Genomic DNA, 26,061 nt, shown 5'->3' on the forward strand with positions numbered 1-26,061 from the left:
GATGTGAGCATGTCCGAGAAGCGCGAGCCCGTCGACGCTGACCGCGCGGCAGTGCTCGACCGCTTCTCCCCGGCGACGCGCACCTGGTTCGCGGGCGCGTTCCGCTCGCCGACGGCCGCGCAGGCCGGCGCCTGGACGGCGATCTCCTCGGGCTCGAACGCGCTCGTCGTCGCGCCGACCGGCTCGGGCAAGACGCTCTCGGCGTTCCTCTGGTCGCTCGACCGCCTCGCCTCCAGCCCGCCGCCGGAGGATCGTCGGCACCGCACCCGCGTGCTCTACATCTCGCCGCTCAAGGCGCTCGGCGTCGACGTCGAGCGCAACCTGCGCGCCCCGCTCGTCGGCATCACCCAGACCGCCAAGCGGCTCGGCGAGACGCCGCCGACGATCACGGTCGGCGTGCGCAGCGGCGACACGACCTCCGCCGACCGGCGGCTGCTGCAGCGCGAGCCCCCGGACATCCTCATCACGACGCCCGAGTCGCTCTTCCTCATGCTCACGAGCGCGGCGCGCGAGACGCTGACGCAGGTCGACACGATCATCCTCGACGAGGTGCACGCCGTCGCGGCGACCAAGCGCGGCGCCCACCTCGCCGTCTCGCTCGAACGGCTCGACGCCCTGCTCGAGAAGCCGGCGCAGCGCATCGGCCTCTCGGCGACCGTGCGCCCGCGCGAGGAGGTCGCGCGCTTCCTCGGCGGCACGGCCCCGGTCGAGATCGTCGCCCCGCCGATCGAGAAGACCTTCGACCTCAGCGTCGTCGTTCCGGTCGAGGATATGACCGAGCTCGGCGTGCGCAGCGCCGATCCGGTGGATGCGGGGCCCGGCGAGGCGGACGAGACCGGTCTGCAGAGCGCGGGCTCGATCTGGCCGCACGTGGATGCGCGCATCGTCGACGAGGTGCTCGCGCACCGCTCGACGATCGTGTTCGCCAACTCGAGGCGACTGGCCGAGCGACTGACGGCGCGGCTCAACGAGGTCTACGAGGAGCGGTTGGCCGAGGCGGCGGGTTCGGCCGAGTGGGAGGCGGGCGCGGATGCGGGCGCCGGCGCCGATCCCGTGCCGGCCGGCGTCGCGGTCGCCGAAGCGGCCGGCGCGGTCGAGGCCCGCTCGCGCGCCGCCGCCGAGGTGCGTGCTCGCGCCGCATCCGTCTCGACCTCGCGCCGCTTCCCCGCGGAGGCGATCGGCGGATCGGGGGTGACCGGCGCATCCACCCAGCTCGCGCCGGATCAGTCGGTCGGCGAGCTGGGCGACGACGGCCCGGTTCTCGCTCGCGCACACCACGGCTCGGTGAGCAAAGAGCAGCGCGCCGTCATCGAAGACGACCTCAAGTCGGGCCGGCTGCGCTGCGTCGTCGCGACGAGCTCGCTCGAGCTCGGCATCGACATGGGCGCCGTCGACCTGGTGATCCAGGTCGAGTCGCCGCCGAGCGTCGCGAGCGGGCTGCAGCGCATCGGCCGCGCCGGGCACCAGGTCGGCGAGATCTCGACCGGGGTGATGTTCCCCAAGCACCGCGCCGACCTGCTGCACACGACGGTGGCGGCCGAGCGGATGCGCACCGGGCTCATCGAGGCGCTGCAGGTGCCGCAGAATCCGCTCGACATCCTCGCCCAGCAGACCGTCGCCGCGGTCGCGCTCGACGAGCTCGACGTCGAGGAGTGGTTCGAGACCGTGCGACGCAGCGCGCCGTTCGCGACGCTGCCGCGCAGCGCCTACGAGGCGACGCTCGACCTGCTGAGCGGACGGTACCCGAGCGACGAGTTCGCGGAGCTGCGCCCGCGCATCGTGTGGGATCGCGTGGCCGGCACGATCACCGGACGCCCGGGAGCGCAGCGCCTCGCCGTGACGAGCGGCGGCACGATCCCCGACCGCGGGCTCTTCGGCGTCTTCATCGTCGGCACCGAGGACGGGGCGCGCCGCGTCGGCGAGCTCGACGAGGAGATGGTCTACGAGTCGCGCGTCGGCGACGTCTTCGCGCTCGGTGCGACGAGCTGGCGCATCGAGGAGATCACCTCCGACCGAGTGCTCGTCTCCCCCGCCTTCGGCCAGCCGGGTCGCGTGCCGTTCTGGAAGGGCGACGGACTCGGCCGCCCCGCCGAGCTGGGCCGCGCGATCGGCGCCTTCACGGCCGAGCTCGCCGCCGAGAGCGGCGGCGGACTGGGCGAGCGCCTCGACGAGGCCGGGCTCGACGACTGGGCGGTCGGCAATCTGCGCGCCTTCGTCGCCGAGCAGAAGCAGCACACCGGCACGGTGCCGACCGACAAGACCTTGCTGGTCGAGCGCTTCCGCGACGAGCTCGGCGACTGGCGGCTCGTGCTGCATTCCCCCTACGGCATGCCCGTGCACGCACCGTGGGCTCTCGCGGTGACCGCGCGCATCCGCGAGCGACTCGGCGTCGACGGCTCGGCGATGGCCGGCGACGACGGCATCGTCGTGCGTCTGCCCGACACGGATGCCGACCCGCCCGGCGCCGAGCTCTTCGTCTTCGAGCACGACGAGCTCGAGCAGCTGGTGACCGACGAGGTCGGCGGATCGGCGCTCTTCGCCGCGCGCTTCCGCGAGTGCGCCGCCCGCGCCCTGCTCCTGCCGCGCTACAACCCGGGCCGCCGCTCGCCGCTCTGGCAGCAGCGCCAGCGCAGCGCCCAGCTGCTCGAGGTGGCCCGCAAGTATCCGAGCTTCCCGATCATCCTCGAGACCGTGCGCGAGGTATTGCAAGACGTCTACGACCTGCCGTCGCTCGCGACCCTGACGAACGACATCGCGCAGCGCCGGGTGCGGCTGGTCGAGGTGCAGACCGAGAGCCCGTCGCCCTTCGCCCGCACGCTGCTGTTCGGCTACGTCGCCGCGTTCATGTACGAGGGCGACAGCCCGCTCGCCGAGCGCCGCGCCGCCGCACTGAGCCTCGACCCCTCGCTGCTGGCCGAGCTGCTCGGCCGCGCAGAGCTGCGCGAACTGCTCGACGACACGGTCATCGCGCAGACCGAGGCCGAGCTGCAGCGTCTCGCCGACGACCGCAAGGCGAAGGATGCCGAGGGGCTCGTCGACCTGCTGCGGCTGCTCGGGCCGCTGACGACCGACGAGCTGGCGGCGCGCACGCGGACACCGGACGGCTCGGGCGACGGTTCGGGCTCGGGACTGGATGCGGCGGGCATCGAGGCCGCGATGGTCGCCTTCGCCCGGGCGAACCGGGTGATCCGCGCCGGCATCGCGGGCGAGGAGCGCTGGGCCGGCGTCGAGGATGCGGCGCGGCTGCGCGACGCGATCGGCGTGCCGCTGCCGATCGGGGTGCCGAGCGCCTTCCTCGACCCGGTGCCCGATCCCGTCGGCGACCTGGTCAGCCGCTACGCGCGCACCCACGGGCCGTTCACGGTCGCGGAAGCCGCGGGCCGGCTGGGGCTCGGCGTCGCGGTCGTGCAGGACGCGCTGCGCCGCCTCGGCGCCGACCGCCGCGTGGCAGAAGGCGAGTTCCGCCCGGGCGCGAGCGGAACCGAGTGGGTCGACGCCGAGGTGCTGCGCCGCCTGCGCAGCCGCTCGCTCGCCGCGCTGCGGCAGGAGGTCGAGCCGGTCGCGCAGGACGCCCTCGCGCGCTTCCTGCCCGAGTGGCAGCACATCGGCCGCCGCGGATCCGGAGCCTCCGCCGGGCTGCGCGGCATCGACGGACTCGTGCAGGCGATCGACCAGCTCGCGGGTGTCGCCCTGCCCGCCTCCGCGTGGGAGAGCCTCGTGCTGCCGGCTCGGGTGCGCGACTACACGCCCGCCTGGCTGGATGAGCTGACGACGACCGGCGAGGTCGTCTGGTCGGGCAAGGGCGAGCTCTCGGGCGGTGACGGCTGGGTCGCGTTCCACCTCGCCGACACGGCGCCGCTCACGCTCGCCGAACCCGGCGAGTTCGACCGCACGCCGCTGCACGACCGACTGCAGGAGATCCTCGTGATGGGCGGGGCGTACTTCTTCCGCCAGCTCGCGACCGCGGTCGGACCGATCGACGGGCAGCCCGTCGACGACAAAGACCTGGCGACGGCGCTCTGGGATCTCGTCTGGGCCGGCATCGTCGGCAACGACACCGTCGCCCCGCTGCGCGCGCGGCTCGGGGCGAGCCCCGTGCGCTCGCGTGCGGCGCCCCGGGCCCGCGGCTACCGCGGACGCTCGAAGTACGGCGCTGCCCGGGCTGCGGCCGCCGCGATCGCGATGACGGCGCCGCCGACGCTGAGCGGGCGCTGGAGCCTGCTGCCCGCCGCCGAGTCCGACAGCACGATCCGGGCGACCGCGATCGCCGAGCAGCTGCTCGAGCGGCACGGCGTCGTGACGCGCGGAGCGGTCGCCGCCGAGGGCGTGCGCGGCGGCTTCAGCACCGCCTACCGCGTGCTCTCGAGCCTCGAGGAGACCGGACGCGTGCGCCGCGGCTACTTCGTCGAGCAGCTCGGCGCGGCCCAGTTCGCCACCCCCGCGACGGTCGACCGACTGCGCAGCTTCAGCCGCGACCCCGACGACGAGACGCCGCCGAGCGCGGTCGTGCTCGCCGCGACCGACCCCGCCAACGCCTACGGCGCGGCCCTCGCCTGGCCCGAGGGGCACACGAACCACCGGCCCGGGCGCAAGGCCGGGGCGATGGTGGTGATGGTGGATGGGCGACTCGCGATCTACGTCGAGCGCGGCGGCAAGACGGTGCTCACTTTCGGGCTGCCGACGTCGGCGGGCCCCGGCTCGGGCGATGCGCCTGGCTCCGGTCCGGCGGGCTCCGGTCCGGCGGGCGGTGCCGACCGCCCCGGGCACCCCGGCGCGGCCGCCTCGAGCACGGCCGACGCCGACGACGCGCGCCTCGCGGTCGCCGCGCAGGCCCTCGCCGACACGATCCGCGCCGCCGGCGGAACCCTGCGCGTCGAGAAGATCGACGGCGAGTTCGCCGTCGGCACTCCGCTCGGCGACGCACTCGGCGGCGCCGGTTTCGCGACCACGCCGCAGGGTCTGCGGCTGCGCGCATGAGCCGTCACGACGCACGCCGCACGGGCAGCGGAGGCAGCGATGCCCGAGGGTGACACCGTCTTCCGGGCCGCGCGCGAGCAGAATCGCGCCCTGGCCGGACAGGTGCTGACCGCATCCGACTTCCGGGTCCCCGGCTTCGCGACCGCCGACCTCAGTGGCGAGACCGTGCACGAGGTCGTCGCTCGCGGCAAGCACCTGCTGCACCGCATCGGCGACTACACACTGCACACCCACCTCAAGATGGAGGGCATCTGGCGGGTGTACCGGCCCGGCGAGAAGTGGCAGCGTCCGGCGCACCAGGCCCGCGTCATCCTCAGCACCGACAGCCTGCAATCGGTCGGCTTCGCGCTCGGCATCACCGAGCTGATCCGTCGCGACGAGGAGCACGCGACGGTCGGCTATCTCGGCCCCGACCTGCTCGGCCCCGACTGGGACGCTGACGTCGCCGAGCAGAACCTGCGCGCCGACGCCGAGCGCTCCGCCTTCGTCGCCGTGCTCGACCAGCGCAACCTCGCCGGCCTCGGCAACGTCTACGCGAACGAGCTGCTGTTCCTGCGCGGCATCGACCCGCATCGGCCGATGGGCGAGGTGGACGATCTGCCCGGCCTCATCGCCCTCGCCCACCGCCTCATCACCGTCAACCGCGACCGCCAGGAGCGCGTGACGACCGGCGACATGCGCCCCGGCCGCCGCACCTGGGTCTACGGCCGCCGCGGGCGTCCCTGCCTGCGCTGCGGAACCCGCATCCGTCAGGGCGAGCTCGGCGCCGACGAGCTCACCGAGCGCGTCGTCTACTGGTGCCCGAGCTGCCAGACCTGACGTCCTGCTCCGGCACCGATCGAAGCCCGAGTCCGGGCTCGGGCTCGCGCTCAGGCCAGGGCCTGCTCCAGGTCGGCGATGAGGTCGCGCACGTCCTCGGTGCCGACCGACAGGCGGATCAGTCCGGGCACGATGCCGAGGCGGCGCTGCAGCTCCTCGTCGAAGGAGAGGTGCGTCGTCGTCGCCGGGTGCAGCGCCATCGAGCGCACGTCGCCGATGTTCGTCATGTGGCTGATCAGCCGCAGCCGCTCGAGCACGCGCGCCGCTCCTGCCTCGCCGCCGTCGACCGTGAACGCGAACACCGAGCCGGTGCGCCCGCCGTAGAGCTTCTGCGCGAGCTCGTGGCGCGCATCCCCCGGCTGCCCGGCGTAGTCGACCGACACGACGCGCGGATGCTCGCGCAGCCACGACACGATCGTCGCGGTGCTGGCGAGGTGGCGCTCCATGCGCAGCGACAGCGTCTCGATGCCCTGCGCGACGAGGAAGGCGTTGAACGGCGACAGCGAGGGCCCGATGTCGTTGACGACGGCCTCCCGGGTCGTGACGGCGTAGGCGCGGCGGCCGGCGCGCTCGAGCGAGGAGCGGCGTCCGCCGGGCGCGGTGGTGATGAGCGGGTAGTCGCGCGACGCGTTCGCCCAGTCGAAGGTGCCGCCGTCGACGATCGCGCCGGAGATGACGGCGCCGTGGCCGGTGAGGAACTTCGTCGACGAGTGCACGACCACGTGCGCGCCGTGCTCGAAGGGCCGGATCAGGTACGGCGAGGCGATCGTGTTGTCGACGATGAGCGGCAGCCCGTGCCGCTCGGCGACGCGGGCGAGCAATGGGATGTCGACGATGTCGTTCTTCGGGTTCGGGATCGTCTCGGTGAAGATCGCCTTCGTCTCGGGCGTGATCGCGGCATCCCAGGCGGCCTCGTCATCCGGATCCCAGACGTAGTCGACCCCGACGCCCATGCGCGCGAAGCTGCGGCCGAACAGGATGCGCGTTCCGCTGTAGATGCTCGCGCTCGACACGAAGCGCTCGCCCGACTGCACGAGCGCGAACAGCGCCGAGGTGATGGCCGCCTGCCCGGAGGAGACGAGGATCGTGTCGACACCGCCCTCGAGCGAGCTGATGCGCTGCTCGGCGACGCGACCGGTCGGGTTGACCTGCCGCGAGTAGATGAGCCCGTCGTTCTCGGCCGAGAAGCGGCCCTTGGCGTCGTCGAGCGAGTCGAACCAGTAGCCGGCGGTGAGCGTGATCGGCGGGATGCGCGCCCCGGCGGGGGTGTCGCGGTACTCGCCGGCGTGCACCTGGCGGGTGTCGAAGCGCCACTCGGGCGCGGCACCGCTCACGGCGGGCGCGGCGTCGTCGCTCACCGCGGTGGGAGCCGGGGCGGTCGTCTCGTCGGTCATCGGGTCTCCTGGGCGGGTGCGGCGGGTGCGGGGGTGACGGCGGGCGCCGCTGCGACGACGGCCGGGGCCGCGGCGGCCCGGCCGGGCCCGCGGTGCCGCCGCACCGCATCCGCGATCGCGATCACGGCCTGCTCGAGGATCGGCGCCGGCATCGCGAAGACGAGCCGCGCCCAGCCGGCGAAGTCGCGCCCGCAGAGCGCGCCGTCGGTGAGGGTGACGCCGGCCTCCTCGCGCAGGAAGTCGGCGAGGGGCAGCGGCAGGCCGAGGTCGCGCAGGTCGAGCCAGGCGATGTAGGTCGCGTCGGGCACGCGGTAGCCGACCTCGGGCAGGTGCTCGGCGAGCAGGTCGGCGAGCAGGCGGCGGTTGTCGTCGAGGTAGTCGACGACCTCGCCGAGCCACTCGCGGCCGTCGCGGTAGGCGGCGGTCGTCGCGATCACGCCGGGCGTCGCGGCGCCGTGCATGACCGCGAAGCCGAAGCGCTGGTACACGGCTTCGTCGTCGTCGTTCGAGGTGATCAGCTGCGCCGTCTTGAGCCCGGGGATGTTCCACGCCTTCGAGGCGCTGGTTCCGGTGATCGTGTGGCGGGCCGCGGCCTCGGAGATCGAGGCATAGGGGATGTGCTGCTGGCCCGGGTAGATCAGCGGCGCGTGGATCTCGTCGGCGAAGACGCGCCCGCCATGCCGCTCGACGACCTCGCTGATCGCGAGCAGCTCCTCTCGGCTGAGCACGACGCCGGTGGGATTGTGCGGGTTGCAGAGCACGAGCGTGCCGGCGCCGGCCGCGAAGGCCGCGTCGATCGCGTCCAGGTCGTGCTGCCAGCGGCCGTCGCGCACGATCCCGTCGACCTGGATCACCTCGCGGCCGAGCGTCGGCGGATAGGTGAGGAAGGGCATGTAGGCGGGAGTCGGCACGATCACGGCCGAGTCGGGGGCGCTGAAGTCGCGGATGACGACGCCGAGCGCGGTCATGACGTCCGAGACGTGGTGGATGCGGTGCGCATCCACCCGCCAGCCGTAGCTGTCGGCCAGGTATTCGGAGGTCGCGGCAGCCATCTCGTGGGCGCTCGACGGCGAGAGGTAGCCGAGCACGCCGGCCTCGATCGCGTCGTGCAGGGCGGCGGTGACGGTCGGGGCGGTGCCGTAGTCCATCTCGGCCACCCAGGCGCCGATGGTGTCGGGGTGCAGGCTCCACTTGCGGCTCGTCGGGGTGACGAGCCGGTCGCGCGGGATGCGGTCGAAGGGGCTCGCGCGGCGGGGGCGACCGCTCAGCGCAGACATCGACGGATCCTTCCGGTCGGGAGGCCGGGCATGGCGTGACGGGCGCGGAGGTGCGGGTGGTGGTGGCGCACGAGCATCACCGCAGGCTATCCGGGGGTGCCGGTCGGGCAGACGCCCGGCGGTAACACGGCGTCACCGCTGCGGACGGCTCCGGATGCGGAGATCAGGCTGCGGCTGCAGCTGCCGCGGCCGGGTCGGGCGGGGTGGGCGTGATCGGGGTCTCGCCGGGGGTGCCGCCGCCGGTGCCGGTTCCACCACCGCCGGTTCCCCCGGTTCCCGTGCCGTCGCCCGGAGTCGTTCCGCCGCCGGTGTCGCCGGGTGCGCCCGGGTCGGTCCCCGTGCCGCCGCCCGAGTCCCCGGGGGTCCCGGTGGATCCGCCGGATCCCGTGCCCCCGGTGCCGGTTCCGCCAGTGCCGGTTCCGCCGGTACCGGTTCCACCCGTCCCGGTGCCTCCCGAGCCGGTTCCACCGGTGCCGCCGCTGGTGCCCCCGGGCCCGGTCCCGCCGGACCCGGTTCCCGGAGCAGTCGTCGCCGGCGTGCTCGGTCGGGTCGAGGGCGTCGTCCCCGTCGCTCCGCCACCGGCACCGCCCGCGGTCGCTCCGTCGGCTGCGGCCCGACCCGATCCGGATGCGCCGCGCCCGCCTGCCGCGTCGCCCCACGGCGTGCCCGGCCAGATCGGCGCCGTGAGACCGGGGACCGCCGGCAGTTCGCCCGGGGCCGGCAGGGCACCCGGGATCACGCTCTCCGGATCGGCCGCCGCCTGAACGCTCTCGCCGGCGACGCCCTGTGACGGGAGGGCTGTGATGCGTCCGACGCTGCCCGGCCCGAGGGCCGCGACGGCCGCGCCGCTGCCGAGCAGCAGGGTCGCGGCGAGGGCGGTGGAGAGCATCAGCGGACGCGACCGGCGACGCCGCCAGCCGAGAGGGATCGCTCCCCCGCCCGCGCCCTGATCGCCGTCGGCGATGCGCTCGAGCAGCAGCTCGCGCCGGGGCTCGGCCTCGGCCGTTCCGGCGATCGCCGCGCCCGCACGGGCGAGCGCCCGCCGCAGGTGCTCGTCGTTGCTGACGATCATGCCGCCGCCTCGCGGTGGCCACGGGCGGAGGACGGTGCGGCTGATGCGGAGGGCGAAGCCGATGCCGATGCCGATGCCGATGCCGGCGCACTAGTCGCGACGCGCGGCGGGAAGACGGCCGAGCGCATCCGCTGCAGCTCCTGCGAGACGACCGGCGCGGGAACCCCGAGCCCTTCGCCGATCCGCTCGATCGAGAGCCCGAGCTGGTAGCTGAGCACGCCGACCTGGCGGGCCCGCAGCGGCAGGCCGCGCATCCGCTGCAGCATCTGCGACTGGATCACCAGCGCCGGATCGGCCGAGGCCGACTCCCCGACGGGCTGCCCGGCATCCGCTTCACCCTCGGCGTGCGCGTCGCTCAGGTCGTCGGCGGTCTCCGCACCCCGCGCCGCTCTCCGTCGTTCGCGCGCCAGCTTCTCGGCCCGCTCGCTCGCGACCACGACGACCCAGGCGATGCGGTTCTCGATGACCCGCGCGGGAGGCCGCTGCACGAGGCCGACGAGAACGTCTTCCACGGCCTGCCGCGCGAGACCGGTGTCGCCCGTGATCACGCCGACGGCGCTGACGGCACGACCGAAGTCGGCGTCGAGGAACTCGTCGAAGTCGAGGGTGGTGAACGCGGGCACGGGCATCCTTCTGGCCCGGCCGCATTCGGGTCGCCTCCGGGATGAGTGAATCGTGCCCCCTGTTCGGGGGTGCAGGCAAGTCGGGTGAGCGAATATCACCCCGAACGTTTTCGTGGATCCCGCCGGACGGCTCCCTGCCGAGCGGTCGACCGGGTGCGCGTCGGAGGCGGATGCGAGACTCGGCAGCATGGAACTCGAGTTCGAGGCGCAGCTCTGGCGGTGGGAGGTGCGGCGCGAGGACTGGGGATTCGTGAGCGTGCCGCCCGAGGCGTCGATCGAGATCCGGGAGCTCGCCGAGGTGCTGCCGCCGCGCGGATTCGGGTCGATCCGGGTGGAGGTGATGATCGGCGCGACGCGCTGGCGCACCTCGATCTTCCCCGACGGCGACGACAGCTACTCGCTGCCGATCAAGGGGCAGGTGCGCCGCAAGCACGGGCTCGAGATCGGCGACACGACGACCGTGCACCTCACGATCCTCGACGCCTGATCGTCGCGGGCGGTCGTCGGCCGATCCGACTCGATCCCCGGGACCCCGGTGATCCCTGCCATCGGCGGCTCACGCCGTGCTGAGCCCCGCCCAGTCGGCCTCGTCGAGACCGTCACGCGGGATCGCCGCGAGCAGCTCTCGCGCCCGCACCGCGTCCCGCCCGGGCGCTTCCCGGTAGGCGGCGCGGTAGTCGCGCGAGAAGTGCGAGGCGCTGCGGTAGCCGACCGCCGACGCCGCCTCGGCCGCGGTCTCGCCGCGCACGATCATGCGCCGTCGCGCCTCGCCCAGCCGGGTGCGCTTCTGGTACTGCAGCGGCGACATCCCCGTCACCGTGCCGAAGCGCCGCCCCAGTGTCGAGGCGCTGACCCCGACCCGGGCCGCGAGCTCGTCGAGCGACCACGGCCGGGCGAGCTCGTCGACGATGAGGGCGACGGCGCGGCTGACCGTGTCGGCGTCGGGCGTGGCGCCGGCGGCGAGGATGCGCGGGGCCTGGTCGCTCTGCAGCAGGCGCAGCACGACCTCACGGGCGAGCAGCGGGGCGAGCACCGGGATGTCCTCGGGCCGATCGAGCAGGCCGAGCAGCCGGGCGACGGCGTCGGCGAGCTCGGGGGTCCAGGTGCCGAGGCGGTCGGGCGCGCCGCGGTCGGCGAGCGGAGAGGATGCTGCGGCGCCGGAGCTGGTCGCACTGGTCGCGACGAGCGGCGCGACCTCGGCGATCACGAGCGGATCGAGCCGCCACATGACCGAGCGGAAGTCCCCGTCCGGCGCCTCGACGACCCCGGCGACGACCGGCAGATCGACCGGGGTGACGAGGAAGCGCTCGCGCCCCCAGATCGCGTCGTGCGCGCCGATGATCGAGCGCTTGCGCCCGCGCAGCGCGAGCGAGAGCGAGGGCGGGTAGGTCTGCGGCAGCAGCCCGGTGGGGCGGTCGACGCCCGAGAGCCGCAGTCCGAGCGCGGCGGCGTGCGGGCTGTGGCGGCGGCGCCCGGCGAGATCGGCCGCGCGGTCGAGCCTCGCGCGGGTCGCGGGGTCGAGCGCGCGCTCGGCGGCGTCGGAATCGTCCGCCGAGCCGATGACGCGGATGCCGTCGTCGTCGGGGTGCTGTCGATCACTCACGCGATCAGTCAAGCACCGCCGCCGCCTTCGCCGTCGACTGAGCCCCCTCCCGCCGAGGATCGGCAACGACCTGACGTGATCGGGCAATCGCGCACCGGCGCCGACGACGAGAGTCGGATGACCGAACAGCTCGCAGAAAGAGGACACCCGATGAGCGACACGACCGCATCCGCCCCGACCCCCGCCTACGTCCACGACCCCGCCGCCGGCCTCGACGCGCTCCCCCGTGACGCGCGCCTCGCGGGGCGCACCGCCCTCGTCACCGGCTCGTCGAGCGGCATCGGCGAGGCGATCGCCCGCGTGCTCGCCGCCTCCGGCGCCCGCGTCGCCGTCAGCGGCCGCGACACGGCGCGCCTCGAGCGCGTGGTCGACGCGATCACCGCGGCCGGCGGCGAGGCCGTCGCCGTCGAGGCCGATCTCACGGCGGAGCCCGCAGAGCTGCGCGCCGCCGCCGCCCGCGCCGAGGCGGCCCTGGGCGGCCGGGTCGACATCCTCGTCAACAACGCCGGCGTCTACCCCGGCGGACCGACCCCCGATCTCGCCGACGACGCCCTGGCGGCGCTGCTGAACACGAACATCCGCGCTCCGCACGCGCTCGTGGCGGCCCTCGCGCCCGGCATGGTCGAGCGCGGACACGGTGTGATCGTCAACACGGGGTCGTGGATGGCGCGGGTCGGCGTGCCCTACAAGGCGATCTATCCGGCGACCGAGGCCGCGATCGAGCAGCTGACGCGCGCGTGGGCGGCCGAGTTCGGTCCTCGCGGGATCCGCGTGAACGGCGTCGCACCGGGAGCGACAGCGACACCCGGCAACGCCTCCTCGGCCGCGATCATGCCCGAGATGACGAAGGGCACGGTGCTGGGCCGTGCGGTGCAGCCGATCGAGATCGCCTACGCCGTGCGCTGGCTCGCCTCCGACGAGGCCGCCGCCGTGCACGGCATCTCGCTCGACGTCGACGGCGGGATCGCGGCGACGCGGCTCGGCTGAGCCGGAGTACGGCACGTGCCCGATGCCGCAGAGGTCGCGCATCCCTCGCTCCGGTGCGAGCGGGTGGATGCGCGGCTCAGCGCGATCGGCTCAGCGCGATCGGCTCAGCCCCAGGCGGCGACCGGCGCCTTGACGACGTCGACGGGGCGGGTGCTCCAGTGCGCGCCGTTGGCGTAATGACTCGAGGCCCACGGCGAGGCCCAGATCGCGGCGGCGGTCACGTCGGCCGAGGCGCCCGACTCCATGCCGGCGACGATGCCCGGGTAGCGGCCGCTCTGGATGTTCTCGGCGCAGTAGCGGGCCGCCTCGACGAGGCTGACGTAGCTGCCGAGACCGGATCCGCCGCCCGAGCCGAGGCCGTTGTTGAGCGGGTTGTTGCGGTTCCACCAGTTGTCGGTGCCGTTCTCCTGGCGCATCCAGCGCAGCATCACGGTCACGTTCGCGTCGGTCTGCTGCCAGCCGCCGAAGAGCAGCACCATCTTCGCCCAGTCGGCGTTCGTGCCGCTCTGCTTGAGGGTGTCGATGCCGGCGGTCGCCATGACGACGTCGCGGGAGACATCGTTCGCCTGCACGTCGCCGTCGACGGTGAGCGCGGCCTTGAGCTCGTCGGTCGAGCGGATGTCGCCCTGCGCGATCGCGGCCGGCGTGCCGGGGGCGACGGTCACGTGCTTCGCCGCGGCGTGGGCCCCGACCGCCGGGGTGACGGTGAGGCTGGCCACGAGCGCGGCCCCCATCAGCACCTCGACCATGGCGCGGCGGCGCAGCGAGACGTGCGGAGCACCTCCGACGCGGGGTGCGTCCGGCGCGACCTGCGGGGTCGACGAAGCGGACCGGGAACGGCCGTCACTGAGTCGAGAAGAGGAGAAGGTCATGCAGCCGTCGAGGGTAACAGAGGCTTCTGGCCGCCGCCACGTCCCCTGTCGATCAGCGATCTCGTCGCCGCATCCAGGCTGCCGTTCTGCCACGGGCGCTCCGAACGGCGGGGACGGCGGCGACGGGCCCGCCCGTCACCGCCCGGCCTCTTCGGCGCGCAGGTGCGCGAGAGCGGTGCGGGCCGCCGTGCGCACGTGCGCGGCGCAGAGCGCCGACGCGGTCTCGTCGTCGCGGCGCTGGATCGCCTCGACGATGCCGCGCAGCTCGCGTACGACCTGCAGCGGACGCCCCTTCTCCGACAGGGAGGTGGCCCGCAGCGCCTGCACGCGCACCTGGATGCTCTCGAGCAGCTGCTGCAGCGCGGCGCTGCCGGCGCCCTCGACGAGCACGACGTAGAAGTCGTCTTTCGCCTTGAGCAGCTCGCGGATGGTCGTGTGCTCGTTGGTGACCTCGTCGAGGTCGTCGACGGTGGCGACGAGACGGTCGACCTGCGCGTCGGTGGCGCGCTCGACGAAGCGGCGCACGATGAGCGACTCGAGCCCGGCGCGCACCTCGTAGAGGTCTTCGGCCTCGGTGAGCGACGGTGCCGAGACGACCGCGCCCTTCTGCGGCACGACGGTGACGAGTCCCTCGGTGGCGAGCTCGCGTATCGCCTCGCGCACGGTCGTGCGCGAGACGCCGAGCCACTCCATCAGCTCGCGCTCGACCAGGCGCTGCCCCGGCTGCAGCTCGAAGTCGCGGATCGCCTGACGCAGACGCCCGATGACCTGCTCGCGCAGCGGCGCCGCGACGCGTCCCACCGGCTCGAGGCCGGAGATGACGAGCGAGTTGACGGGGGTCATGGACGTGCTCGATTCGGGTGAGTGATGCTGTTGGGCAATCTAGCCTCCCTCAGTCCTGTGCCGCGGCAGCGGCGTCCGCGATCCATCGAGCGACCTCGGTGTGGTCGGCGGTGGGCTCGAGCGCGTCGGCGGCCTCGGCCCAGTGGGCCACGGCCTCGTCGGCGAGTCGGTGGTAGGCGCCGGTCGACTCGGTCAGCCCCTGCGCGATGCGCATGTCCTTGAGCATGAGCCGCAGGCCGAAGCCCGAGTCGTAGCCGCCGGGCAGGATGAAGTTGGGCCACTTGTTGTCGGTCGAACCGCTGCGTCCGCTGGCGGCGTTGAACACCGCGAGCATGATCTCGGGGTCGAGCCCGAAGCGCTGGCCGGCGATCATGACCTCGCTCGTCGCCCACAGATGGGTGGCGGAGAGCAGGTTGTTGAGGGCCTTCAGGGCGTGGCCGGAGCCGACCGCACCGGTGCGGGTGACCTTGCCGAGCACGCTCAGCACGACCTCGGCGCGGTCGACCTCGGCGGGCTCGCCGCCGGCCATGATCGCGAGGGTGCCGCGCTCGGCGCCCTTCACCCCGCCCGAGACGGGCGCGTCGACGAGCGGGATGCCGTGACCGGCCAGTCGCTCGGCGAGGGCCTGCGTGGCGAGCGGCTCCGACGAGCTCATGTCGAGCAGCAGCGTGCCCGGCGCGAGCGCGGAACCCGAATCCACGCCCGCGCCGAGCAGTTCGTCGACGACCGCGGTCACGATGGCCGAGTTCGGCAGCATGAGCAGCACGACCTCGGACCCGGTCACCGCCTCGGCCGCGGTCGCGCATCCGGTCGCCCCGATCGCGGCGACGCGCTCGACCGCGCCGGGCGCGACGTCGAAGCCGCGCACGGGGAATCCGGCGTCGGCCAGCCGCGACAGCATGGGGAAGCCCATGTTGCCGAGGCCGATGACGGCGACGGTCGGCTTCTCAGGCACGGGTCGCCGCCGTCTCGCCGGGCGCCGACGCCGTCGTCGCCTCATCCGTCGCAGCCGCCTCCGCGGCCGCCGCCTTCATCTCGGTGATGACGCGCTCGGCCACGCGGAACGACTCGAGCGCGGCGGGCACGCCCACGTAGATCGCGGTCTGCATGAGCACCTCCTGGATCTCCTGCACCGAGACGCCGTTGTTGATCGCGCCGCGCACGTGCACGCCCAGCTCGTGGGTGCGGTTGAGCGCCGTGAGCATCGCCAGGTTGATGAGGCTGCGGGTCTCGCGGGGCAGTCCCTCGCGAGTCCAGACGGCGCCCCAGCAGTACTCGGTGACGAGCTCCTGGATCGGGCGCGAGAACTCGGTGACCTGACCGAGCGAGCGCTCGACGTGCGCGTGACCGAGCACCTCGCGGCGCAGCTGCAGGCCGGCCTCGTAGGTGTCGGCGTGGGTGTCGTCGGGGCTCATGCTGCGTCCGTTCGCTGGGGTTCGGTCGTGTAGTCGGCGTCGTCGACGGCATCAGCCCAGACGGTCGGGCCGAGCGACACGGCGGTGTGGGTCATGAAGGAGTCGGGGGCGGCGCCGTGCCAGTGCTCCTCGCCGGGTGCGACCCAGACGACGTCGCCGGGCAGCAGCTCGACGACGGGCCCGTCGGCGACCTGGGTGAGTCCGCGGCCGGAGGTGACGAAGAGGATCTGGCCCTGGCTGTGGTGGTGCCAGTGGGTGCGCGCGCCGGGGCGGAAGCTGACGTCGTTGATCGTCACGCCGTCGGTGCCGGCCATGGTCATGAAGTTGTCGACCTGGCCGGTGAACCGGGATCCCGACTTGGCGCCGAGTCCGGCGCGGCGGTCGGCGGGGATGTGCTTCATCGGTTGCCCTCCTCGGCAGCGGGTGCGGCGGCATCGACGGGTGCGGTGTCGGCGCCCGGCAGCGGCAGGTGCAGCCGCACGCCCCCGGAGACGTCGCCGATCGCATCCACGACCGTGTTGCTGATCTCGTCGGCGCGGCCGCTGGCGATCGCGAGCCCGAAGGCGGCGACGGGGCCGGAGGCGTGCAGGCCGGCGACGCCGAGGTCGGCGATCAGCTCGGTGTAGAGCTGCACGTCCTTCATCATCAGCGTGTTCGTCAGGCCGCCCTTCAGGTAGTCGCCGTGCACGATCTTCGGGAAGCGGTTGAGGGTGGCGAAGTTGACGCCCGAGCTCGCGTTGAGCACCTCGAGCAGCGCATCCAGGTCGAGTCCGGCCTTCTTGCCGGCCACCATGACCTCGGCCGTGGCCGAGAGGGCGACGGCATTGAGGAAGTTGTTGAGCAGCTTCGTCACGTGGCCCGAGCCGCTCGCGCCCATGTGCACGACCGTCGTCGCGATGTGCGCGAGCACCGGCTGGATGCGCTCGAGGGCGTCGGCGTCGCCGCCCACCATGAGCGTGAGCGTGCCCTTCTCGGCCGCCGCGGCACCGCCCGAGATGCCGGCGTCGAGGTAGTGCGCGCCCTTCGCGGCGAGCTTCTCGGCGATCGCGCGGGTGGATGCGGGGGCGGCCGTCGAGAGATCGACGACGACCTGGCCCTCGTGCACGTTCGCCAGCACGCCGTCGTCGCCGAGCACGACCGCCTCGACGATGCGGCTGTTCGGCAGCGACAGCAGCACGACATCCGACTCGCGCGTCACCTGGGCGCCCGACGCCGCGGCCGTGGCCCCCGAGGCGTCGAGGTTGGCCTGCTGGGCGTCGAAGCCGAGCACGTCGACCCCGCCGCGCAGCAGCGAGCCCGTCATGCGCCCGCCCATGTTGCCGAGCCCGATGAATCCGACTCTCAGCTCGCTCATTCCGCGGCCCCCTTCCAGTCGTCGCCGTAGAGCGCGGTGTCGACAGCGGCGTAGTCCCAGGCGCCCGCTCCTCCGGAGGGGCGCACGGTGTTGACGATGGTCGCGCCGCCGTCGGCGGAGACGACCTGTCCGGTCACGTAGGCCGAGTCGTCGCTGAGCAGGAACGCGACGACGCCGGCGATCTCCTCGGGACGTCCGGCCCTGCGCAGCGGAGTGGTCTCGGCGCGGCGCTCCATGTCGTTCTTGCCGCCGGAGGTGCCGGCGGCGGCCGCGAACAGCTCGGTCGGCACGATGCCGGGGGCGACGCCGTTGACGCGGATGCCGAGCGGCCCGCCGTACATGGCGGCGCCGTGGATGAGCCCGACGACGGCGTGCTTGCTGGTCACGTAGGGCAGCAGGTCGGCGCTGCCGGTGAGGCTGGCGATGCTCGCGGTGACGGCGATCGTGCCGCGCGTCTGGGTGCGGCGGAACTCGCGGAACGCGGCGCGCAGCCCGAGGAACTGGCCGCGCACGTTGACCGCCATGACCTTCTCGAAGTCGGCGACCTCGAGGTCGGGCAGCGGGGTGAAGCCTCCGAAGATGCCGGCGTTGAGGTGGTGCAGGTCGATCCCGCCGAAGGCCTTCAGCCCGGCCTCGATGTAGGCGTCGACGCCCTCCTCGGTGGAGATGTCGGCGGTGACGGCGATGGCGTCGGTCGGCAGCGCGCCGACGAGCTCGTCGACGGCGGCGCCGTCGAGGTCGACCGCGACGACGCGGGCTCCCTCCGCGGCGAGTCGCTGGGCGCTGGCGCGGCCGAGGCCGCTGCCCGCTCCCGTGACGACGGCGGTGCGATCAGCGAAGCGCATCCGCTGCTCCCTTCTGATCGGGGTGGATGTCGGCGGCGGGCGCCGCCGAGGTCGCGGGCAGCTCGCCGATGACGCTCGCGTGCTCGCCGAGCGCGCCGGCGGCCCGCGGGAAGCGGTCGAGCGTCGACGGGTCGTGCCCGGTGACGACGTGCGCGACCTCGCCCGAGGCGAGGGCGTCGCGGATGAGCCGGAATGCGTCGTACATGGCCGGCAGCTCGGCGACCGAGGTGAACGGCATGTCGCGCTCGTACTCCTCGTAGTAGTGCACGGCGTCGCTGGCGAGCAGCACGGTGCCCTCGCTCGTGTCGACGAGCACCATCGCCTGGCCGGGCGTGTGGCCACCGACCTCGATGACGCGCACGCCCGGGGCGTAGTCGAGCTCGCCGCCGAAGAAGTCGATGCGGCCGGCGTCGCGCGCGGCGACGAGGGCGGCGATCTCCGTGTCCTCCACCGAGTGGTGGAAGAGCGTCTGGTGGCCGTTCGGGCCCGTCCAGAAGTCGAACTCCTTGCGCGCCAGCAGGAAGCGCGCGTTCTCGAACAGCGCGATGTTGCCGATGTGGTCGAAGTGCCCGTGCGTGAGGATCACCTCGGGCGCCGTGGCCGGATCGACCTCCGCCAGAGCGAACGCCTCGTGCGGCTCGAGCAGGAAGGTGCGCTGGCGGTTGTCGCCGCCGAGGCGCGAGAAGCCGGTGTCGACGACGATCTCGCGCTCGCCGTCGCGCAGCACCCAGAAGAAGTAGTCCATCTCCAGGTCGCCGTCGGGCTCGCCGTAGAGGGGGTAGTTGAGGTAGACGCCCTCGCGGGTGGCGTGCCGTGTGCCGTAGCGCACGATCGTCACCTGCCAGAGGTGCTTCTGCTCACTCGGCATGGCGCAGCTCCCAGATGCGGTCGGCCGCCCGCAGGGCGAGGGCCTGGATGGTGTGGGTCGGGTTGACGGCGGCGCCGGTGGCGAAGCTCGACCCGTCGACGATGAACAGCCCGGGCACGTCGTGCGCCTGGTGGTCGGCGTCGACGACCGAGTCGGCCGGGTCGGAGCCCATGCGGGCGGTGCCGAGCAGGTGCCAGCCGAGGATGCTGTCGAAGCCGAGCACGCGCACCGAGTCGGCGCCGGCGGCGTAGGCGAGCTCGGTGGCGCGCTGGATGCCGTGGGCGCCGAGCTTCTTCGAGTTCTCGCTGAGCGTGTAGTAGGTCTTCACGCCCGGCAGGCCGAAGGCATCCAGGTCGTCCCAGTCGAGCTCGACGCGGTTGTGCGCCTCGGGCTCGTCGTCGCCGCACACCCAGATCGTGGCCTCGTGGTTGAGGTGGTGCTCGAGCGCCGCGTGGTGGCCTTCGCCCCACGGCGCCGTCTGCAGCGCCGTGTTGAGCGGGGAGTAGCCGCGCATGGCGACCATCGCGAAGCCGCGCAGGTGGTCGTTGTCGGGGTCGGTCTCGTAGAAGTGCCGCGACGAGACCGTTCCGCCCCAGGCGCCGCGGTCGGCGTCGGTGCGATCGGGGAAATGCGCGATGACCATGGTCTGCACGTGCGGCAGGAAGTTCCTGCCGACCTGTCCGCTGCTGTTCGCCAGGCCGTTCGGGAAGCGCTCGGAGGTCGACATGAGCAGCAGGCGCGGCGTGCCGATGCCGTTGCCGCAGATCACGACCGTCTTCGCGCGGATCGTGCGCACCGTGCCGTCGGCGTCGTAGTACACGGCGCCGTCGGCCTGGCCGTCGTCGTCGACCGTCACCTCGCGCACGCGGGCGCTCGTCACCAGGTGGGCGCCGGCATCCAGGGCCTCGGGCCAGTAGGTGTTCGACGGCAGCGACAGCGCGCCGCTCGGGCAGCCGAAGGCGCAGAAGCCGCGGTTCACGCAGGCCGTGCGGCCCTTGTGGTCGACCGAGAGGATCGCCTGCGACTGCGCCCAGTAGTACCAGCCGAGCTTCTCGAAGCCGTCGATCCACTTGTTGCCGATCGTGCCGATCGGAACGGGCGGCAGGGCGAGGCCGTGGCGGTCGGGGGCGGTGGGGTCGCCGGCGAGGCCGCTGACGCCCATCTGCTGCTCGTTGACCTCGTAGTAGGGCACGAGATCCTCGTAGTCGATCGGCCAGTCGACGCCGAAGCCGTCGAGGCTCTGCGTCTTGAAGTCGCTCGGCATGAGGCGCCAGAAGTGGCCGCCGTAGCCGACGGCGCTGCCGCCGACGGCCGAGTACATGTACACGTCGACCGGGTTCTCGCCGAGGTTCGTCACCGGGTAGTCGGCGGGGCCGCGGCGCTTGCCGGGGCTCGCGTTCCAGTAGTGCCGGCCGCGCACCTCCCAGTCGCGGTGCGCCTTGGGGATGTCGGCGTCGTCGATCCAGTCGCCCTGCTCGAGACAGACGACCTGCACGCCGCGGCGCGCGAGGCTCCAGGCGACGGCCGCGCCGGCCGCGCCGGCGCCGATGACCAGCACCTCGGCCTCGGGGATGGCGCCGGCAGCGCCGCCCGCGCTCTGCGCGGCGCTCACGAGGCCGCTCGCACGTTGACGGGCAGCTGCTTCACGCCGTCGAGGCGCTCGACCGGGAACGGCGCGAGGGGCGCTCCGTTCACCGTGCGGCCGATGTCGAAGCCGGTGCGCTCGGCGACCACCGCGAGCACGCGCTCGTGCCGGTAGTAGGCCTCGTAGGTCAGCTCGAGCACGAGGGCGAAGGCCTCGGCCGTGGCCGGGTCGGTCTCGAGCGCCTGCAGCACGGCGACGACCTGGGCCGGCTCGAGCCCGGCCAGGGCGTCGCCGTGCTCGGCGCGCGCGACGACGTCGGCGCGGTCGAGCGCGGCGAGCAGCAGCGGGCGCAGCGTCGGGGCGGTGAAGACCACCGCATCCACGTACTCGACCGTGTCGAGCTCGGCCGCGTTCGGCCAGTGCGCGTCGCCGGGGATGAGGCGGCCGACCCAGGCGGTCAGGGTCGCCTGGCGGCGCGGGTCGAGCACGCGGATGCCGTGCTCGCCGGGGGCGACGTAGGTGCGCCCCATGAGCTTCTCGAAGCGGCGGTGCGTGTCGGCGCCGCCGCGGGAGTCGAATGCCATGACGGTCCCCTTATCCGTTCCGTCGCCGGCTGTAGGCGTCGAGGGCCACCGCGAAGACGATGATCGCGCCCTTCATGACGGCCTGGCTGTTGGTGTCGAGTCCGATCGAGTCGGAGACGTTGGTGATGCAGGCGATGATCAGCAGTCCGATGCCGGTGCGCCACATGGCGCCCTCGCCGCCGAACAGCGAGGTGCCGCCGATGACGACCACCGCGATCGAGTCGAGCGCGATCGTGCCGCCGAGGTCGGCCTGGCCGACCCCGACGCGCGAGGCGATGATGAGCCCGCCGATCGCCGAGCAGATGCCGACGACCGTGTAGGTGATGATGCGCAGCCGGTCGACGCGGATGCCGGCGAGACGCGCGGCCTCCTGGTTGCCGCCGATCGCGTAGAGCGACTTGCCGTAGACGGTGCGGCTGAGGATGAACGCGCCGAGGATGAAGACGACGATGAACAGCCAGGTCGCGTTCGGCACGCCGAGGAAGCTGCCGAGGCCGAGCTCTTCGAAGCCCTCCTTGTTGACGACGATCGGGGTCGACTGCGAGTAGATGTACGCGCCGCCGCCGAACACCGAGGAGGTTCCGAGGGTCGCGACGAAGGCGTTGACCTTGAGCTTGGTGACGAGCAGGCCGTTCACGAGGCCCATCGCGAGACCGAGGATGAGCGCGATCAGCACGGCCGCCGGCAGCGGCAGCTTGTTGGCCATGTCGGCGTAGAGCACCGCGGTGGCGGCGTAGATCGCGCCGACCGAGAGGTCGAAGCCGCCCGCGATCATGACCATGGTCATGCCGACGGCGATGATGCCGAGCGGCGCGTTCTGCGACAGGATCTGGCTCAGATTGCCCGGGTCGAGGAAGCCCGGGTAGATGACCTGGGCGCCGATGATCACGAGGATCAGCACCCACACCATGCCGAAGTGCAGGAAGACGTGGCTCGCGATCTTCTTCGCCGAGCGGCGCTCGACCGGCGGCTCGGTCATGTTCAGCGCGACGGTGGCCGACTCGGCCATCTTGGTCTCAGGCACCGGTGGCCTCCTTGTCGTGGTGGCCCTCGCCGAATGCGGCGGCCAGGATGGCGTCGACGTGCACGGGGTCCGTGCCGCGGACGAGCTCGTCGACCGCGCGACCGTCGCGCAGCACGATGATGCGGTCGGCGACCGCACTCACCTCCTCGAGCTCGGAGGAGGCGATGATGACGCCGATGCCGTCGGCGGCGAAGCGGCGGAGCGCCTTGAGGATCTCCTCCTTGGCGCCGACGTCGACGCCGCGGGTGGGCTCGTCGGCGAGCAGGATCTTCGGCGCGAGGAAGCGCCAGCGGGCGAGCAGCAGCTTCTGCTGGTTGCCGCCCGAGAGCGTGCCGGCCTTCGCCCCGAGGCGGGCCGGGTCGAAGCCGAACTCGGCCACGAGCTCGGCCGTGCGGGCCTTGAGCTGCGCGGTCGACATGACCCCCGCGGTGGCGACCTTCGAGTAGCGCGCGATGGCGATGTTCTCGGCGGCCGTCATCCCGAGCACGAGGCCCTGGTTCTTGCGGTCTTCGGGGATGAGCGCGACGCCCGCGTCGAGCGCGGCGCGCGGCGTCTTCGGCCAGCGCACCTCGCTGCCGCCGATGCGCAGCGTGCCCGTGGATTTCGGCTCGAGGCCGGCCAGGCAGCGCAGCAGGGTCGTGCGGCCGCTGCCGACGAGTCCGCCGAGGCCGACGATCTCGCCGGGGCGCACGTCGATGTCGATGTCGTAGAGCAGTCCGGGCAGCGAGATGCCGGTCGCGATGAGCGGCTGGTCGTCGCGGCGCTCGTGCACCGTGACGCTCGTGTCGACGCCGTTCTCGTCGACGTCGCCGGCGAGCTCGGCCTTCACCAGGCCGCCGGCCTCGCCGAGCATCTCGTCGACGATGCGGGTGCGGTCCCATTCGGCGACCGGGCCCTGCTGCACGACGCGGCCGTCGCGCAGCACGGTGACGTGGTCGGCGACGTCGAGCACCTCTTCGAGGTTGTGCGAGACGAAGATCATGGTCACGCCCTGGCTGCGCAGCTCCTTGACGAGCCGCACGAGCGCGACCCGCTCGGTGTCGCTGAGGGCCGCGGTGGGCTCGTCGAGCAGGATGATCTTGGCCTCGGCGACGAGGGCGCGCATGATCTCGAGGATCTGCTGGTCGGCCACCGAGAGCCGGCGCGCCATCTGCTTGCCGTCGATGCGCACGCCGAGACGGCTGCACAGCTCGAGGTAGCGGCGGTGGATCTCGCGGCTGCGCACGACGCCGGCCGAGGAGGGCGTCATGCCGAGGAAGACGTTGTCTTCGGCGCTGAGGCCGGGCACGATCGTCAGCTCCTGGTAGATCGCGACGAGACCGGCGGCGCGCGACGCGGTCGGCTCGCCCGGCTTCGGCTGCACGCCGCCGATCGTGACGGTGCCCTCGGTCGCGGCGACGCGGCCGGTGAGCACGCCGATCAGCGTCGACTTGCCGGCGCCGTTCGCGCCGACGAGGGCCTCGACGGTGCCGGCGGGGATCGTCAGGTCGACGCCCTTGAGGGCGCGCACGCCGCCGTAGGTCTTGACGACCCCGTCGACGACGATCGCGGGGGTGGATGCGGCGCTCATGCGGAGACCTCCGTGCTGTCGGCGCCGCTGCTGTCGGCGCCGGTGTTCTCGATGGCCGGGGCCGTGCCGATCGGCAGCGGCGCCGTGTCCGGCGTCGCCCGGTAGATCGCGCCGCGGGCGCGCACGGCGCTCGTGACCGCATCCAGGTCGTCGTCGAAGACGATCGGGATGACGCTGCGCTTCTCGTAGCCCACGCGACGCGCGACGTCGGCGTCGAGGAAGTAGGCGGCGGTGATCGCGTCGGCGAGCGCCGGGAAGTCGGCGGGCGGGGCTGCGGCGAGGCTCGCGAAGTCGGCGGGCAGGGCCCGGCCGTCGGCTTCGCGCGCGGCCAGGTCGCCGAGCGCCGCGCGCACCGGCGCGAGCAGGTCGGGGCGCACCGAGAGCACCCGGTCGATGCCGGTCGAGGCGACGTGCCCCGCCGAGCCGGTCGGCATGTCGACGCCGTCGACGCCGGTTCCGGCGGGGATGAGCACATCCGCGACGCGGCCGAGCAGCTCGCGCTCGGCGTCGGTCAGCGGCGGCAGCTCGCTGGCGGGCAGCTGGTACGACATCAGGCCACCTCCTGCTGACGGCGCTCGGCGATCGCGTGCTCGGTGGCGCGCAGCGCGAAGGCGGCGATGGTCGGCGTCGGGTTCATGCCCGACGAGGTCGGCCAGGTGCTGCCGTCGACGATGATCAGATTCGGGATGTCGTGGCTGCGGCCCCACTCGTCGACGACCGAGGCGCTCGGGTCGACGCCCATGGTGGCGGTGCCGAGGATGTGCCAGCCGGTCTCGCGGATCATCGGCGCGACGATGGTCTCCTTCGCGCCCGCCTCGACGAGCGACTCGGTCGCGCGCTCGACGTTGAAGGCCAGCAGGTCCTTCGTGTTCTGCGAGGTGGTGTAGATCATCTTCGCCGCGGGCAGGCCGACGTTGTCGGTGCGGCTCGTGTCGAGCTCGATGCGGTTGTGCTCTTCGGGCAGGTCTTCGGCGACGATGCCCCAGGCGACCGAGTGGCCGAGCCGGTCGGCGACCGTGCGGTGGAAGTCGTCACCCCAGATCGGCTTGCCGCCCCAGGGGAAGGCCGCGGTCATGGCCTGCGGCCCGCCGGTCGGCGTCACGTTCCACTTCGCGCCGCGCACGAAGCCGCGGCTGCGCACGGTCTCGTAGAACTCGAGCGAGTAGATCGGCTGACCCCACACGCTCTTCCACGGGTCGAACTTCTCGTCGAAGACGCCGACGACCGTGGCGAAGGGGTGCATCATCAGGCGCTTGCCGACGAGGCCCGACGAGTTGGCGAGGCCGTTCGGGTTGCGTCTGTCGGCCGACATCTGCAGCAGGCGCGGGGTGCCGACGCCGTTGGCGGCGAGCACGACCACGTCGGCCTCCTGCCGGCGCTCCACGCCGTCCTTGAGGTAGACGACGCCGGTGGCGCGGCCGCGCGCATCCACCTCGACCCTGCTGACGGTCGCGCCCGTGATGAGCTGCACGCCGAGCTTGAGCGCGTCGGGCCAGTGCGTCACATCCGGCGAGCCCTTGGAGTGGTTCGGGCAGCCCCACATGCACGCGCCGCGCTGCGTGCAGGCGCCCTGGTTGCGGTAGTCCTCGGTCGCGATGGCGTTGCTGCCCGGCCACCAGTGCCAGCCGAGACGGTCGTGGGCGGCGGCCATCATGCGGCCCGCCTGGCCCATCGGACCCGGCTTCATCGGGTAGGAGGTGATGTCGGGGAAGGCGGTGTCGCCGGGGTGGCCCGAGACGCCGAAGTCGGCCTCGATGCGGTCGTAGTAGGGCGCGAGGTCCTCGTAGCTGAAGGGCCAGTCGTCGGCGACGCCGTCGAGGGTGCGCACGCGGAAGTCGGAGGGCATGAGGCGCATCCAGATGCCCGCGTACATGACCGCGCTGCCGCCGACGCCGTTCCAGATCAGCGGGTCGACATCCGACTCGCTCGTGTCGATGGGGTAGTCGGCGGGCGCCTGGCGCACCTTCGGCAGCGGGTTCCACTGCTTGCCGGCGCTGAGCTCGAGGTACTCGTCGGCGACGTGCGAGGTGGAGTAGTCGGGCCAGGTGCCCTGCTCGAGGCAGACGACACGGAAGCCGGCCTCGGCGTAGCGCTTGGCGGCGACGGCTCCGGCGGGGCCGGCTCCGACGATGACGACGTCGGCGCGCTCGCCGCGCACGGCGGGGGCGGTGAGGTTGCTGGCGGCCATCAGAGGGCTGCCTTCGGGCTGAGGATGCGGCGCTGCATTTCGGTGACCTTCGCGGGTGGTGAGCGGTCGGTGTAACGGGAGGTGCTGGTGGATCCGGTGGTGCGGGTCGAGCTGGTGGTGCGGGTCGAGCTGGTGCGCCCGGGGCGGAGGTGGATGAGCAT

Annotated in this window: 24 protein-coding genes; 4 read left to right on the forward strand and 20 right to left on the reverse strand. The window is 73.1% G+C overall.

Annotated features, from left to right (window positions below; all coding sequences use genetic code 11):
- Positions 1-9 precede the first annotated feature (9 nt).
- Together BJ979_RS16800 and BJ979_RS16805 are read left to right on the forward strand one after the other, a co-directional pair.
- Entirely contained in the window at positions 10-4,977 is a 4,968-nt protein-coding gene (locus BJ979_RS16800) for an Lhr family ATP-dependent helicase (protein ID WP_179569679.1), read from the forward strand.
- 39 nt (positions 4,978-5,016) lie between these two features.
- Complete coding sequence (locus BJ979_RS16805) at positions 5,017-5,796, forward strand: DNA-formamidopyrimidine glycosylase family protein (RefSeq protein WP_179569681.1); 780 nt, start codon at positions 5,017-5,019, stop codon at positions 5,794-5,796.
- Positions 5,797-5,846: 50 nt separating this feature from the next.
- On the opposite strand, the gene BJ979_RS16810 is transcribed toward BJ979_RS16805, so the two are convergent.
- The 4 genes from BJ979_RS16810 to BJ979_RS16825 form a co-directional block, all read right to left on the reverse strand.
- Positions 5,847-7,190, reverse strand: a complete 1,344-nt coding sequence (locus BJ979_RS16810; protein ID WP_179569683.1) for an O-acetylhomoserine aminocarboxypropyltransferase/cysteine synthase family protein — start codon at positions 7,188-7,190, stop codon at positions 5,847-5,849.
- Complete coding sequence (locus tag BJ979_RS16815; RefSeq protein ID WP_179569685.1) at positions 7,187-8,467, reverse strand: MalY/PatB family protein; 1,281 nt, start codon at positions 8,465-8,467, stop codon at positions 7,187-7,189. Before BJ979_RS16815 ends, BJ979_RS16810 begins: the two co-directional genes overlap by 4 nt.
- A gap of 163 nt (positions 8,468-8,630) precedes the next feature.
- On the reverse strand, positions 8,631-9,539 hold the full coding sequence (locus BJ979_RS16820; protein ID WP_179569687.1) for a hypothetical protein: 909 nt from the start codon (positions 9,537-9,539) through the stop codon (positions 8,631-8,633).
- A complete protein-coding gene (locus tag BJ979_RS16825; protein ID WP_179569689.1) occupies positions 9,536-10,162 on the reverse strand; it encodes a sigma-70 RNA polymerase sigma factor region 4 domain-containing protein in 627 nt (208 codons plus the stop codon). Before BJ979_RS16825 ends, BJ979_RS16820 begins: the two co-directional genes overlap by 4 nt.
- A gap of 187 nt (positions 10,163-10,349) precedes the next feature.
- Here BJ979_RS16825 and BJ979_RS16830 point away from each other — a divergent pair, with 187 nt between their 5' ends.
- Positions 10,350-10,649: a DUF1905 domain-containing protein gene (locus BJ979_RS16830; RefSeq protein WP_179569691.1), complete on the forward strand. Its 300-nt coding sequence runs from the start codon at positions 10,350-10,352 to the stop codon at positions 10,647-10,649.
- 69 nt (positions 10,650-10,718) lie between these two features.
- On the opposite strand, the gene BJ979_RS16835 is transcribed toward BJ979_RS16830, so the two are convergent.
- Positions 10,719-11,765, reverse strand: coding sequence for an AraC family transcriptional regulator (locus tag BJ979_RS16835; RefSeq protein ID WP_343046749.1), 1,047 nt, complete (start codon positions 11,763-11,765; stop codon positions 10,719-10,721).
- A gap of 150 nt (positions 11,766-11,915) precedes the next feature.
- Between BJ979_RS16835 and BJ979_RS16840 the strand changes: the two genes are divergently transcribed.
- Positions 11,916-12,752, forward strand: coding sequence for an SDR family NAD(P)-dependent oxidoreductase (locus tag BJ979_RS16840; RefSeq protein ID WP_179569693.1), 837 nt, complete (start codon positions 11,916-11,918; stop codon positions 12,750-12,752).
- 104 nt (positions 12,753-12,856) lie between these two features.
- Here BJ979_RS16840 and BJ979_RS16845 read toward each other — a convergent pair whose 3' ends face one another.
- The 15 genes from BJ979_RS16845 to BJ979_RS16915 form a co-directional block, all read right to left on the reverse strand.
- Positions 12,857-13,624 carry a hypothetical protein gene (locus tag BJ979_RS16845; protein WP_179569695.1) on the reverse strand — a complete coding sequence of 256 codons (768 nt, stop codon included), beginning with the start codon at positions 13,622-13,624 and terminating at the stop codon, positions 12,857-12,859.
- Positions 13,625-13,759: 135 nt separating this feature from the next.
- Positions 13,760-14,467, reverse strand: coding sequence for a GntR family transcriptional regulator (locus BJ979_RS16850; RefSeq protein WP_179569697.1), 708 nt, complete (start codon positions 14,465-14,467; stop codon positions 13,760-13,762).
- Positions 14,468-14,516: 49 nt separating this feature from the next.
- Entirely contained in the window at positions 14,517-15,422 is a 906-nt protein-coding gene (locus BJ979_RS16855; RefSeq protein WP_218853519.1) for an NAD(P)-binding domain-containing protein, read from the reverse strand.
- Positions 15,415-15,882, reverse strand: coding sequence for a 4-carboxymuconolactone decarboxylase (gene pcaC, locus BJ979_RS16860; protein ID WP_179569701.1), 468 nt, complete (start codon positions 15,880-15,882; stop codon positions 15,415-15,417). The genes BJ979_RS16855 and pcaC overlap by 8 nt, the downstream gene beginning before the upstream one ends.
- Complete coding sequence (locus BJ979_RS16865) at positions 15,879-16,283, reverse strand: cupin domain-containing protein (RefSeq protein ID WP_179569703.1); 405 nt, start codon at positions 16,281-16,283, stop codon at positions 15,879-15,881. The genes pcaC and BJ979_RS16865 overlap by 4 nt, the downstream gene beginning before the upstream one ends.
- Positions 16,280-17,236: an NAD(P)-dependent oxidoreductase gene (locus tag BJ979_RS16870; protein WP_179569705.1), complete on the reverse strand. Its 957-nt coding sequence runs from the start codon at positions 17,234-17,236 to the stop codon at positions 16,280-16,282. The genes BJ979_RS16865 and BJ979_RS16870 overlap by 4 nt, the downstream gene beginning before the upstream one ends.
- On the reverse strand, positions 17,233-18,081 hold the full coding sequence (locus BJ979_RS16875; RefSeq protein ID WP_179569707.1) for an SDR family NAD(P)-dependent oxidoreductase: 849 nt from the start codon (positions 18,079-18,081) through the stop codon (positions 17,233-17,235). Before BJ979_RS16875 ends, BJ979_RS16870 begins: the two co-directional genes overlap by 4 nt.
- A complete protein-coding gene (locus BJ979_RS16880; protein ID WP_179569709.1) occupies positions 18,068-18,949 on the reverse strand; it encodes an N-acyl homoserine lactonase family protein in 882 nt (293 codons plus the stop codon). The genes BJ979_RS16875 and BJ979_RS16880 overlap by 14 nt, the downstream gene beginning before the upstream one ends.
- Positions 18,939-20,561 (reverse strand): FAD-dependent oxidoreductase, encoded by a 1,623-nt coding sequence (locus BJ979_RS16885; protein WP_179569711.1) that lies wholly within the window; start codon positions 20,559-20,561, stop codon positions 18,939-18,941. The genes BJ979_RS16880 and BJ979_RS16885 overlap by 11 nt, the downstream gene beginning before the upstream one ends.
- Entirely contained in the window at positions 20,558-21,118 is a 561-nt protein-coding gene (locus BJ979_RS16890; protein ID WP_179569713.1) for a gluconate 2-dehydrogenase subunit 3 family protein, read from the reverse strand. The genes BJ979_RS16885 and BJ979_RS16890 overlap by 4 nt, the downstream gene beginning before the upstream one ends.
- A gap of 10 nt (positions 21,119-21,128) precedes the next feature.
- Positions 21,129-22,142 (reverse strand): ABC transporter permease subunit, encoded by a 1,014-nt coding sequence (locus BJ979_RS16895; protein ID WP_218853520.1) that lies wholly within the window; start codon positions 22,140-22,142, stop codon positions 21,129-21,131.
- Positions 22,135-23,712, reverse strand: a complete 1,578-nt coding sequence (locus BJ979_RS16900) for a sugar ABC transporter ATP-binding protein (protein ID WP_179569715.1) — start codon at positions 23,710-23,712, stop codon at positions 22,135-22,137. The genes BJ979_RS16895 and BJ979_RS16900 overlap by 8 nt, the downstream gene beginning before the upstream one ends.
- Positions 23,709-24,263: a hypothetical protein gene (locus tag BJ979_RS16905; RefSeq protein ID WP_179569717.1), complete on the reverse strand. Its 555-nt coding sequence runs from the start codon at positions 24,261-24,263 to the stop codon at positions 23,709-23,711. Before BJ979_RS16905 ends, BJ979_RS16900 begins: the two co-directional genes overlap by 4 nt.
- Positions 24,263-25,900 (reverse strand): GMC family oxidoreductase, encoded by a 1,638-nt coding sequence (locus tag BJ979_RS16910; RefSeq protein ID WP_179569719.1) that lies wholly within the window; start codon positions 25,898-25,900, stop codon positions 24,263-24,265. The genes BJ979_RS16905 and BJ979_RS16910 overlap by 1 nt, the downstream gene beginning before the upstream one ends.
- Positions 25,900-26,061: a hypothetical protein gene (locus BJ979_RS16915; protein WP_179569721.1), complete on the reverse strand. Its 162-nt coding sequence runs from the start codon at positions 26,059-26,061 to the stop codon at positions 25,900-25,902. The genes BJ979_RS16910 and BJ979_RS16915 overlap by 1 nt, the downstream gene beginning before the upstream one ends.

Origin of the sequence: Schumannella luteola, from assembly GCF_013408685.1 — a bacterium.
In the GTDB taxonomy this organism is placed as follows: Bacteria; Actinomycetota; Actinomycetes; order Actinomycetales; family Microbacteriaceae; genus Schumannella; species Schumannella luteola.

Excerpts from the sequence above, each read along its gene's own strand:
- BJ979_RS16800 (WP_179569679.1), top strand. The coding sequence starts at position 10 with ATGTCCGAGAAGCGCGAGCCCGTCGACGCTGACCGCGCGGCAGTGCTC.
- BJ979_RS16805 (WP_179569681.1), top strand. The coding sequence starts at position 5,017 with ATGCCCGAGGGTGACACCGTCTTCCGGGCCGCGCGCGAGCAGAATCGC.
- BJ979_RS16810 (WP_179569683.1), bottom strand. The coding sequence starts at position 7,190 with ATGACCGACGAGACGACCGCCCCGGCTCCCACCGCGGTGAGCGACGAC.
- BJ979_RS16815 (WP_179569685.1), bottom strand. The coding sequence starts at position 8,467 with ATGTCTGCGCTGAGCGGTCGCCCCCGCCGCGCGAGCCCCTTCGACCGC.
- BJ979_RS16820 (WP_179569687.1), bottom strand. The coding sequence starts at position 9,539 with ATGATCGTCAGCAACGACGAGCACCTGCGGCGGGCGCTCGCCCGTGCG.
- BJ979_RS16830 (WP_179569691.1), top strand. The coding sequence starts at position 10,350 with ATGGAACTCGAGTTCGAGGCGCAGCTCTGGCGGTGGGAGGTGCGGCGC.
- BJ979_RS16840 (WP_179569693.1), top strand. The coding sequence starts at position 11,916 with ATGAGCGACACGACCGCATCCGCCCCGACCCCCGCCTACGTCCACGAC.
- BJ979_RS16845 (WP_179569695.1), bottom strand. The coding sequence starts at position 13,624 with ATGACCTTCTCCTCTTCTCGACTCAGTGACGGCCGTTCCCGGTCCGCT.
- BJ979_RS16850 (WP_179569697.1), bottom strand. The coding sequence starts at position 14,467 with ATGACCCCCGTCAACTCGCTCGTCATCTCCGGCCTCGAGCCGGTGGGA.
- pcaC (WP_179569701.1), bottom strand. The coding sequence starts at position 15,882 with ATGAGCCCCGACGACACCCACGCCGACACCTACGAGGCCGGCCTGCAG.
- BJ979_RS16865 (WP_179569703.1), bottom strand. The coding sequence starts at position 16,283 with ATGAAGCACATCCCCGCCGACCGCCGCGCCGGACTCGGCGCCAAGTCG.
- BJ979_RS16870 (WP_179569705.1), bottom strand. The coding sequence starts at position 17,236 with ATGAGCGAGCTGAGAGTCGGATTCATCGGGCTCGGCAACATGGGCGGG.
- BJ979_RS16875 (WP_179569707.1), bottom strand. The coding sequence starts at position 18,081 with ATGCGCTTCGCTGATCGCACCGCCGTCGTCACGGGAGCGGGCAGCGGC.
- BJ979_RS16880 (WP_179569709.1), bottom strand. The coding sequence starts at position 18,949 with ATGCCGAGTGAGCAGAAGCACCTCTGGCAGGTGACGATCGTGCGCTAC.
- BJ979_RS16890 (WP_179569713.1), bottom strand. The coding sequence starts at position 21,118 with ATGGCATTCGACTCCCGCGGCGGCGCCGACACGCACCGCCGCTTCGAG.
- BJ979_RS16900 (WP_179569715.1), bottom strand. The coding sequence starts at position 23,712 with ATGAGCGCCGCATCCACCCCCGCGATCGTCGTCGACGGGGTCGTCAAG.
- BJ979_RS16905 (WP_179569717.1), bottom strand. The coding sequence starts at position 24,263 with ATGTCGTACCAGCTGCCCGCCAGCGAGCTGCCGCCGCTGACCGACGCC.
- BJ979_RS16910 (WP_179569719.1), bottom strand. The coding sequence starts at position 25,900 with ATGGCCGCCAGCAACCTCACCGCCCCCGCCGTGCGCGGCGAGCGCGCC.
- BJ979_RS16915 (WP_179569721.1), bottom strand. The coding sequence starts at position 26,061 with ATGCTCATCCACCTCCGCCCCGGGCGCACCAGCTCGACCCGCACCACC.